Origin of the sequence: Salmonella sp. SAL4457 (genome assembly GCF_046548235.1) — a bacterium.
In the GTDB taxonomy this organism is placed as follows: domain Bacteria; phylum Pseudomonadota; class Gammaproteobacteria; order Enterobacterales; family Enterobacteriaceae; genus Salmonella; species Salmonella enterica.
Genome location: NZ_JBGDZO010000003.1, coordinates 508,313 through 517,417, shown reverse-complemented (window position 1 = coordinate 517,417; position 9,105 = coordinate 508,313). Strand labels below are relative to the sequence as shown.

Annotated in this window: 9 protein-coding genes, 1 tRNA gene and 1 rRNA gene; 7 read left to right on the top strand and 4 right to left on the bottom strand. The window is 50.8% G+C overall.

The window, feature by feature from the left end; genetic code table 11:
- Positions 1 to 249 precede the first annotated feature (249 nt).
- The 3 genes from rrf to dkgB all read left to right on the top strand — a co-directional run bounded on the left by rrf (position 250) and on the right by dkgB (position 1,601).
- Positions 250 to 365: ribosomal RNA gene (rrf, locus tag ACLJNW_RS13700) — 5S ribosomal RNA — on the top strand.
- Between the two features lie 191 nt (positions 366 to 556).
- Positions 557 to 633 (top strand) — tRNA-Asp (locus tag ACLJNW_RS13695).
- 164 nt (positions 634 to 797) lie between these two features.
- Positions 798 to 1,601, top strand: coding sequence for a 2,5-didehydrogluconate reductase DkgB (gene dkgB / locus ACLJNW_RS13690; protein WP_000154881.1), 804 nt, complete (start codon positions 798 to 800; stop codon positions 1,599 to 1,601).
- Positions 1,602 to 1,621: 20 nt separating this feature from the next.
- Here the strand turns inward: dkgB and yafC are convergent, their stop codons facing one another.
- On the bottom strand, positions 1,622 to 2,536 hold the full coding sequence (yafC, locus tag ACLJNW_RS13685) for a DNA-binding transcriptional regulator YafC (protein WP_000648540.1): 915 nt from the start codon (positions 2,534 to 2,536) through the stop codon (positions 1,622 to 1,624).
- Positions 2,537 to 2,640: 104 nt separating this feature from the next.
- On the opposite strand from yafC, the gene ACLJNW_RS13680 reads away from it, so the two are divergent.
- The 3 genes from ACLJNW_RS13680 to ACLJNW_RS13670 all read left to right on the top strand — a co-directional run bounded on the left by ACLJNW_RS13680 (position 2,641) and on the right by ACLJNW_RS13670 (position 5,596).
- The gene (locus ACLJNW_RS13680) at positions 2,641 to 3,816 is read left to right on the top strand and encodes an MFS transporter (protein WP_001127540.1); all 1,176 of its coding nucleotides are present in this window, start codon (positions 2,641 to 2,643) and stop codon (positions 3,814 to 3,816) included.
- A gap of 131 nt (positions 3,817 to 3,947) precedes the next feature.
- The gene (locus tag ACLJNW_RS13675; protein ID WP_001230970.1) at positions 3,948 to 4,748 is read left to right on the top strand and encodes an endonuclease/exonuclease/phosphatase family protein; all 801 of its coding nucleotides are present in this window, start codon (positions 3,948 to 3,950) and stop codon (positions 4,746 to 4,748) included.
- Positions 4,749 to 4,825: 77 nt separating this feature from the next.
- Positions 4,826 to 5,596, top strand: a complete 771-nt coding sequence (locus ACLJNW_RS13670; RefSeq protein WP_000207240.1) for a class I SAM-dependent methyltransferase — start codon at positions 4,826 to 4,828, stop codon at positions 5,594 to 5,596.
- A 55-nt stretch (positions 5,597 to 5,651) separates the two neighbouring features.
- Here ACLJNW_RS13670 and mltD read toward each other — a convergent pair whose 3' ends face one another.
- Together mltD and gloB are read right to left on the bottom strand one after the other, a co-directional pair.
- Entirely contained in the window at positions 5,652 to 7,019 is a 1,368-nt protein-coding gene (mltD, locus tag ACLJNW_RS13665) for a murein transglycosylase D (RefSeq protein WP_000644703.1), read from the bottom strand.
- 71 nt (positions 7,020 to 7,090) lie between these two features.
- A complete protein-coding gene (gloB, locus tag ACLJNW_RS13660; protein WP_001052773.1) occupies positions 7,091 to 7,846 on the bottom strand; it encodes a hydroxyacylglutathione hydrolase in 756 nt (251 codons plus the stop codon).
- A 34-nt stretch (positions 7,847 to 7,880) separates the two neighbouring features.
- On the opposite strand from gloB, the gene ACLJNW_RS13655 reads away from it, so the two are divergent.
- Positions 7,881 to 8,603, top strand: coding sequence for a class I SAM-dependent methyltransferase (locus tag ACLJNW_RS13655; protein WP_000801238.1), 723 nt, complete (start codon positions 7,881 to 7,883; stop codon positions 8,601 to 8,603).
- Here the strand turns inward: ACLJNW_RS13655 and rnhA are convergent.
- On the bottom strand, positions 8,600 to 9,067 hold the full coding sequence (gene rnhA, locus ACLJNW_RS13650; protein WP_000917872.1) for a ribonuclease HI: 468 nt from the start codon (positions 9,065 to 9,067) through the stop codon (positions 8,600 to 8,602). The genes ACLJNW_RS13655 and rnhA overlap by 4 nt on opposite strands.
- Positions 9,068 to 9,105 lie beyond the last annotated feature (38 nt).

The following is a 9,105-nucleotide window of genomic DNA, read 5'->3' as shown; positions in this document are numbered from 1 at the left end:
GCGCAGCGATGCGTTGAGCTAACCGGTACTAATGAACCGTGAGGCTTAACCTTACAACGCCGAAGATGTTTTGGCGGATGAGAGACGATTTTCAGCAGTGATTCAGAGTTGAGTACGCAATAATTTGCGCAGCAGCAAGGCGGCAAGCGAAGGAAAGGAAGGAGCATACAGAAGTATGTGACTGAGTTTACGAGCGCAGGCAACGCCGCTGATGCGATAAAGAATTGCGTACAGAGCACAAAGAATTTGCCTGGCGGCACTAGCGCGGTGGTCCCACCTGACCCCATGCCGAACTCAGAAGTGAAACGCCGTAGCGCCGATGGTAGTGTGGGGTCTCCCCATGCGAGAGTAGGGAACTGCCAGGCATCAAATTAGAAGTATGGCATTAACTTTCGGGGCAGTTCACTACTCGACAGAGAGTAGGACAAAAGCGAAAGCTTTTGAACGTTGCGAAGCAACGGCCCGAAGGGTGAATCACGAAGTGATTCATAAACTGCCAGGCATCAAATTGCAGTAAACCGGGATGAAAATCCGGGTTGTGACAAAGAAATTCGGTGGAGCGGTAGTTCAGTTGGTTAGAATACCTGCCTGTCACGCAGGGGGTCGCGGGTTCGAGTCCCGTCCGTTCCGCCACTTGTTAAGAGCCCTGAGCATTAGCTCAGGGCTTTTTCTTTTCCTGTCATTTAATTATTGCTCAATTCGCAAAAATCCTCTGCATTTCTCGCTCTTTTTCTGCAAAGCGCTGAAGGTCATAATTCCCTCAGTTAACGAACATAGTGATTAAAAAGAGGAATTCTATGACTATCCCTGCATTCGGTTTAGGTACTTTTCGCCTGAAAGACGACGTGGTTATCGCTTCTGTTAAAACGGCGCTTGAACTGGGCTACCGTGCTGTCGACACTGCGCAAATCTATGATAATGAAGCGGCTGTTGGACAGGCGATTGCTGAGAGCGGCGTACCGCGTAGCGAGCTGTACATCACCACCAAGATCTGGATTGAAAACCTTAGCAAAGACAAGCTAATCCCAAGCCTGAAAGAGAGCCTGAAAAAATTGCGTACCGATTATGTCGATCTGACGCTGATCCACTGGCCATCTCCGGGTGATGCCGTGTCTGTCGAAGAATTTATGCAGGCATTGCTTGAAGCTAAAAAACAAGGGCTGACTCGCGAAATTGGCATTTCAAACTTCACCATTCCGTTGATGGAAAAGGCTATTGCCGCGGTGGGCGCACACAATATCGCCACCAACCAGATTGAGCTATCTCCGTATCTGCAGAATCGTAAGGTGGTTGACTGGGCGAAAGCGCACGGTATCCATATCACCTCTTATATGACGCTGGCATACGGTAAAGCGCTGAAAGATGAAGTGATTGCACGCATTGCGGCTAAACATAATGCGACCCCGGCGCAGGTTATTCTGGCATGGGCAATGGGTGAAGGTTACTCGGTGATCCCTTCATCCACCAGGCGTGAAAACCTGGCAAGCAACCTGCTGGCACTGGACCTGCATCTGGATGTCGAAGATAAAAATGCGATCGCGGCACTGGACTGCAACGATCGTCTGGTTAGCCCGGAAGGACTGGCTCCTGCCTGGGATTAATTACCCGATCCTTTGTACCTTTACCCCTCTTTCACAGCTCCTGCGGGAGCTGTTCTTATATATTCGCTCAAAAAGTCGATAAATGCCCGAATACGTGTGCTGACGGCGCGATCGCTGTAGTAAACGGCGCTGAAAGGCATTTCTACCGGCAGACGTTTATCGGCCAGCAGTTCCACCAGTTCTCCCCGCGCGATCTCTTTATCAATCATATAATCTGAAAGACATGCAATGCCGTTACCGTTCAGGCAAAGTTGTTTTAACGTTTCCCCGCTGTTGGAAGAAATCCCACATTCGATCTCATGGAGCTGCCCATCGCTACAGGCTATTGGCCAGGTATTGAGCGAGATGGGTTCAGAGAACCCCAGGCACAGATGCCGTTTTAACTCTTCAACGCTCTCAGGCTTGCCAAAGCGGGCAATATAGTCAGGTGAAGCGATAATCTTGCGATAGCTGGTAAATAACGGGCGCGCGCGCAGACTTGAATCTGTCAACGTGCCTGCGCGTATCGCAACATCCACTTTTCGTTCAATAAGATTGATGAACGTTTCTGAGGAGACAAGAGACAACGTCATTTCCGGATACCGTTCACGAAAAGGTTTAATCAGCGGCATCAGGAAATGCAGCATTACCGGCGTTGCCGCATCGATACGCAGTAAGCCGCGCGGGGTATTACGCGACTCCATGATTTCCGTTTCTGCGGCGGCCATTTCTTGCAGTATCTGCTGCACGCGCCTGAAGTATCGCTCTCCTTCTTCAGTCAGGCTCAGCTGTCGGGTCGTACGATTAAGCAGACTGACGCCGAGCTTCATCTCCAGCTTTTTAACTGCCCGGCTGACAGCGGAATTGGCCTGTCCAAGCTGCTCTGCCGCCCGGCTGAAGCTGCCGCTTTCCACGACAGCGACAAAAATTGCGAGTTCTTCGGAGGTGGCTTTCATTTTTGCTCCTGAAGCAAAATTAAATTGATATTTTGGCTATTTTTGTCATTAAAACATCCAGGCATACTGCGTGTCATCTGATTACTGCTGTTATGGAGTTATTTATGCCTCTCGCTTTATTTGCACTGACAATAAGTGCCTTCGCTATCGGTACGACTGAGTTTGTGATTGTCGGCCTGGTGCCGACCATTGCTCAACAACTGGCTATCTCGTTACCTTCCGCCGGAATGCTGGTTTCAATCTATGCGCTGGGTGTGGCTATTGGCGCGCCGGTGCTAACCGCGCTGACCGGACGCCTGCCGCGTAAACAGTTACTGGTCGCGCTGATGGTCTTGTTTACGGCGGGGAATTTGCTGGCATGGCAGGCACCGGGCTATATGACATTAATCGTCGCCCGTCTGCTGACGGGCCTGGCGCACGGCGTGTTCTTCTCGATTGGATCTACCATCGCGACAAGTCTGGTGCCAAAAGAGAAAGCGGCTTCTGCGATCGCTATTATGTTTGGTGGTTTAACGGTAGCGCTGGTCACGGGCGTTCCGCTGGGCACATTTATCGGTCAGCATTTTGGCTGGCGTGAGACCTTCCTTGCGGTATCACTGTTAGGCGTGATTGCGCTGATGAGCAGTCAACTGCTGATCCCTGCCAATATTCCCGGTCGGGCGGCCGCCAGCATTCGTGACCAGGTGAAAGTACTGACTCATCCTCGTCTGTTGCTGATTTACGCCGTTACGGCGCTGGGCTACGGCGGGGTATTCACGGCATTCACCTTCCTGGCGCCAATGATGCAGGATCTGGCGGGATTCTCCCCGGCAGCGGTAAGCTGGATCTTACTGGGGTATGGCGTATCAGTGGCTATCGGCAATATCTGGGGCGGTAAACTGGCAGATAAGCATGGTGCCGTGCCGGCGTTGAAATTCATTTTCGCCGTGCTGTTTGTTCTGCTGATGGTCTTCCAGGTGACGGCCTCCACGCAGTATGCCGCGCTGGCTACCATTCTGGTGATGGGGGTCTTTGCCTTCGGTAACGTACCGGGGTTGCAGGTCTACGTGGTACAGAAAGCGGAACAATTCACGCCTAATGCAGTAGATGTGGCGTCAGGTCTGAACATTGCGGCGTTTAACATTGGTATTGCGCTGGGTTCCGTGATTGGCGGACAAACGGTGGCGCATTACGGTTTGGCGCAGACGCCGTGGATTGGCGCCCTCATTGTTCTGGTGGCTTTCCTGCTGGTGGGCGTCAGCGGACGTCTTGATAAACCTGTACGCATTGCTCTGGAGTAAATTATTGATGTAAGCGCCTACTTACAAAACAAACTGCAATTGTTCGTTGAAAGTGAGTGCTAAAATCCCTATAACAGAAGAACCAGTCCGGTTGAGGACTGGTTGACGTTACAGAGGTTTGAAAGTCAAAAGTGCGAAAAAACACCTATGCGATGCGCTATGTTGCCGGACAGCCCGCCGAGCGGATTTTGCCGCCAGGGTCGTTTGCGAGCATTGGCCAGGCATTGCCCGCCGGGGAACCGCTAAGCAGTGAAGAGCGGATCCGTATCCTCGTGTGGAATATATTCAAGCAGCAGCGAGCCGAATGGTTATCGGTGCTGAAGAACTACGGCAAAGATGCGCATCTGGTCCTGTTGCAGGAGGCACAGACGACGCCTGAACTGGTACAGTTTGCCACCGCTAACTATCTTGCCGCCGACCAGGTTCCCGCTTTTGTATTACCTCAGCATCCGTCTGGCGTCATGACGCTTTCTGCCGCCCATCCTGTTTACTGCTGCCCTTTACGGGAAAGAGAACCAATTTTACGTTTGGCGAAATCAGCCCTGGTGACGGTATATCCCTTGCCGGATACCCGTTTATTAATGGTAGTAAATGTTCATGCGGTAAATTTTAGTCTGGGCGTGGACGTATACAGTAAGCAGTTACTTCCGATCGGCGACCAGATTGCGCACCATAGCGGCCCTGTCATTATGGCGGGTGATTTTAATGCCTGGAGCCGCCCACGTATGAATGCGTTGTACCGCTTTGCACGTGAGATGTCGCTGCGCCAGGTGCGTTTCACTGACGATCAGCGCCGTCGTGCGTTTGGACGACCGCTGGATTTTGTTTTTTATCGTGGTTTAAACGTGAATGAAGCCTCCGTACTGGTGACGCGCGCTTCCGATCACAATCCGCTACTCGTTGAATTCAGTCCCGGCAAACCTGAGCAATAAAGGTGCGTCAGGTCTGCCGTGGGGCAGGCCTCTTCGGGTGCTGCCCTTTACTTTTCTCATAACAGAAGGGCACTACCATGACAACGCATTCCCACCATGACAATGTTGAAAAGCAGTTTGGTTCACAGGCGAACGCCTATTTACATAGCGCCGTTCACGCATCGGGTCGTGACTTAGCGCGGCTGGCGCAAAGGCTGTCTGATTTTTCCCACGCGAACGTACTGGATATGGGATGTGGAGCTGGACACGCGAGTTTTGTCGCTGCGCAACATGCCTACTCGGTCGTGGCATACGATTTATCCGCCAGCATGCTTGAGGTTGTCGCTGGAGCGGCGGAAGAAAGACATTTAAGTAATATTACTCTCCGGCAAGGCTATGCCGAAAAACTGCCCTTTGAAGATGCATCGTTTGAGGTGGTGATTAGCCGCTATTCCGCGCATCACTGGCACGACGTTGGTCAGGCATTGCGTGAGGTTTATCGTGTATTAAAACCCGGCGGCGTGCTGATTATCATGGATGTCATGTCGCCTGGACATCCTGTACGCGATATCTGGCTGCAAACGGTGGAGGCGTTACGCGACACGTCGCATGTCCGTAATTATTCCAGTGGTGAATGGCTGGCGATGGTCAATAATGCGATGCTGGTAACGAATACCGTGATAACCGATCGTTTATCGCTGGAGTTTCGCTCATGGGTAACGCGGATGCGTACGCCAGCGCCGTTGGTTGAGGCGATTCGATTATATCAGGCGAGTGCCCCGGTAGAGGTGAAGCGTTATTTTGAGTTGCAGGATGACGGTTCGTTTAGCAGCGATACTATCATGCTGGAAGCGCATAAAGCGGTATAGCAATTTAAAAGGCGCCGGGGGAAGCGGCGCCTTTTGGCTTTTTCGTCGGACAATATCAGGAGTCTGGCGTGCTATTGTCCTTCACAAACAACGTAAGCTGATCGCCCGGTTGTAGATTATCCGTATCATGGTTCCAGCGCATCACATCTTTGATATTCACCCCGTGACGTCTGGCGATACTGGAAAGCGAATCGCCTTTACGGACACGATAGGTAATGCTATCGCTATTGTTTGCCAGTCGTTGCGCGCTGCTGCCAGCGCCCACGGTCAGGCTTTGCCCGATTTTCAGGCGTGAACCACGCAGGTTGTTCCACTGCTGCAAGTCCTTCGTGCTTACGCCAAGCTGCGAAGCAATACCGGAAAGCGTATCGCCAGAGCGCACCTTATAGCTACGGCTATTCAACGGCGTATTGTCGGCGATCAGTTGGGACTGAACGGCGTCAATCTCACCGGAAGCCAGCGACTCACGCAACTGCTCGGCATGCTTTTTGGGCACCATAACATATTGCGGACCGCTTACGCCTAAGGTAGACCCTTTTACACCGGCATTAAACGTCTTCAGCTTGCTGATAGACATGCCCGCCATATCCGCAACCTGGGCCATTTCAACTGGACTGTTTAAACGAACTCGTGCCAGCGCTCGGCTTTCATCTGTTGTTGGCAGACGTACGCCGTAGCGTTTGCTGTTTTTGAGAATTTCACTCAATGCCAGCATCTTAGGTACGTAGAGTTTTGTTTCTCTGGGCAAAGAAAGCGACCAGAAATCCGTCGGTTTTCCACGCGCTTTGTTTGCTTTAATTGCCCGCATAACACGGCCTTCGCCGCTGTTATACGCTGCAACGGTTAACAGCCAGTCGCCGTCAAACATTTTGTTCAGACGCTGCATCATGTCTAACGCGGCGGTCGTAGAGGCTACAACATCGCGACGCGCGTCATAATTACGGGTCTGCTTTAAACCATAATTGCGCCCTGTGCTCGGTATGATCTGCCAGATGCCTGCGGCATTGGCGCCAGACGTTGCGTGAGGATCAAAAGCGCTCTCCACTATGGGTAGTAGTACCAGCTCCATAGGCATGTTACGTTTCTTAACCTGCCCCGCTATCCAGTACATATACGGCTCTGCCCGTAAAGTTACATCGTGGAGATAGCTCTTATTGCGTAAATACTTCTGTTTCTGTTCGCGAATCCGGCTGTTTTCCGGAATTCCCATCTTTAGCTCGTCGCCAATGAAAGCCCACAAGTCCTGATCTGGCGCGATAGACGTTCCGTCGTCCATCCATCGTGCCTGACTCGTAAACTTTCCTGCTTCCCCTTGACCAGCTGCAGAAAGGCTCTGTGCGTGCTGTTGGACGTTGCCAGTGTTCTGAGACGTCTGGCACCCCACAAGCAGGACAGAGGCGAGTAATATCGCTTTTGCCTTCATGTGTGTGTCAATAGTTGCTTAAAAGACGACCGATCATAACGGCGAAGTTAGCGAATGACAAGTAAGAATTATCAGAACGTGTCTTTCTTTGACCTTAACCATGCAAAACGCGCTTCTGGTTGTTGCAATATTGTTTCTTTGTTTATTTCGTTAATTAAATCAATATCTTCAGTTCTTAAAAAAAGATTAATCTTACGTTCATTTTTAAGAATAACGGGTAATGTCATTTGTTTTTTTACACGTAACTCTTTAACTTTACGATAATATTCATTTATGAACGAATCGTGCGGAAGTATGCTCAATGCGAACTTAATGTTAGCTAAAGTGTATTCGTGAGCGCAGCAAATGAGCGTGTCGTCAGGCAGAGAATTAATTTTCATAAGTGACTGATACATCTGTGATGGCGTGCCTTCAAACAGTCGACCACAGCCGCCAGAAAACAGCGTGTCGCCGCAGAATAAGTAAGGGTGGCTAAAGTAACAGACGTGTCCTAACGTGTGACCCGGCGTGGCAAAAAGAGTAAATTTCTCGCCTAAAACGCGAATAGTATCGCCATCGCCAACAAGATGGGTTGCTCCCTTGTCTTGCGTTTCCGCCGGTCCATAAACCGTCATTTGCGGGAAGTGTTGCAACAGCTCTTTGACTCCGCCAACATGGTCGTGATGGTGATGCGTCAGAAAAATCGCCTCCGGCATCCACTTATGTTCAGCAATGGCCTTTAAGACGGGTGCCGCTTCGCCGGGATCAACAATCACACAGCGGCCTTCATCATTGGTCAGCACCCAGATGTAATTGTCCTGAAACGCGGGAATACTGTTAAGATTCATATATTACCTCTCAAATAATTAGCGGAAGGTTGCGATGAAACCGGCAAGGCTCTCTCAAACTGTCGTTGCGCCCGGATGTTGGGGTGAGTTGCCCTGGGGCAATTACTACCGTGAGGCGCTGGAACAGCAGCTAAATCCGTGGTTTGCAAAAATGTATGGTTTCCATTTGCTTAAAATCGGTAATTTAAGCGCAGAAATCAATTCCGAAGCGTGCGCGGTCTCCCATCAGGTGAATGTTTCGTCGCAGGGGTCGCCGATGCAGGTTCTGGCCGATCCGCTACACCTTCCTTTTGCAGATAAATCCGTCGATGTTTGTCTGCTGGCGCATACTTTGCCGTGGTGTACCGACCCGCACCGTTTATTGCGGGAAGCCGACCGCGTATTGATTGATGACGGTTGGCTGGTCATCAGTGGATTTAACCCGCTGAGTTTGATGGGGTTACGTAAACTGGTACCCGTTTTACGTAAAACACCGCCCTATAATAGTCGGATGTTTACCCTTATGCGGCAACTGGACTGGCTGTCTTTACTCAATTTTGAAGTGCTACATTATAGCCGTTTTCATGTCTTACCCTGGAAAAAGCAGGGGGGGCGGCTTTTAAATACGCATATCCCGGCGCTGGGCTGTTTACAGCTTATTGTGGCCCGTAAGCGGACCATCCCGCTTACGCTTAATCCGCTGCGACATAATAAAAGTAAAACCCCTATCCGCCAGACCGTTGGCGCCACCCGGCAATATCGCAAACCGGATGGCTAAGCCTCCGCCTGGTAGCCACTATCTTCCTGCGTGGGGTTCATTGCCGCGGCGCGCGCCAGTTCATCACAACGCTCGTTTTCGGGATGGCCTGCATGGCCTTTGACCCATACCCATTTGATCTGATGCTGACCTAACGCAGCATCGAGACGTTTCCAGAGATCGACATTTTTTACGGGTTTCTTTTCCGCAGTTTTCCAGCCGCGTTTCTTCCAGTTATGAATCCATTGGGTAATTCCTTGCCGCACATATTGGCTGTCGGTGCTCAATGTCACTTCGCAATGTTCTTTTAACGCTTCAAGCGCGACGATCGCCGCCATCAGTTCCATACGGTTATTGGTGGTCAGCGTGTAACCTTCACTAAACGTTTTTTCATGACCACGATAGCGTAAGATAGCGCCATAACCACCAGGCCCTGGATTCCCCAGGCAAGAGCCATCGGTGAAAATTTCTACCTGTTTAAGCATCTCTGGTAGACTTCCTGTAATTGAAATCGATAACAAAA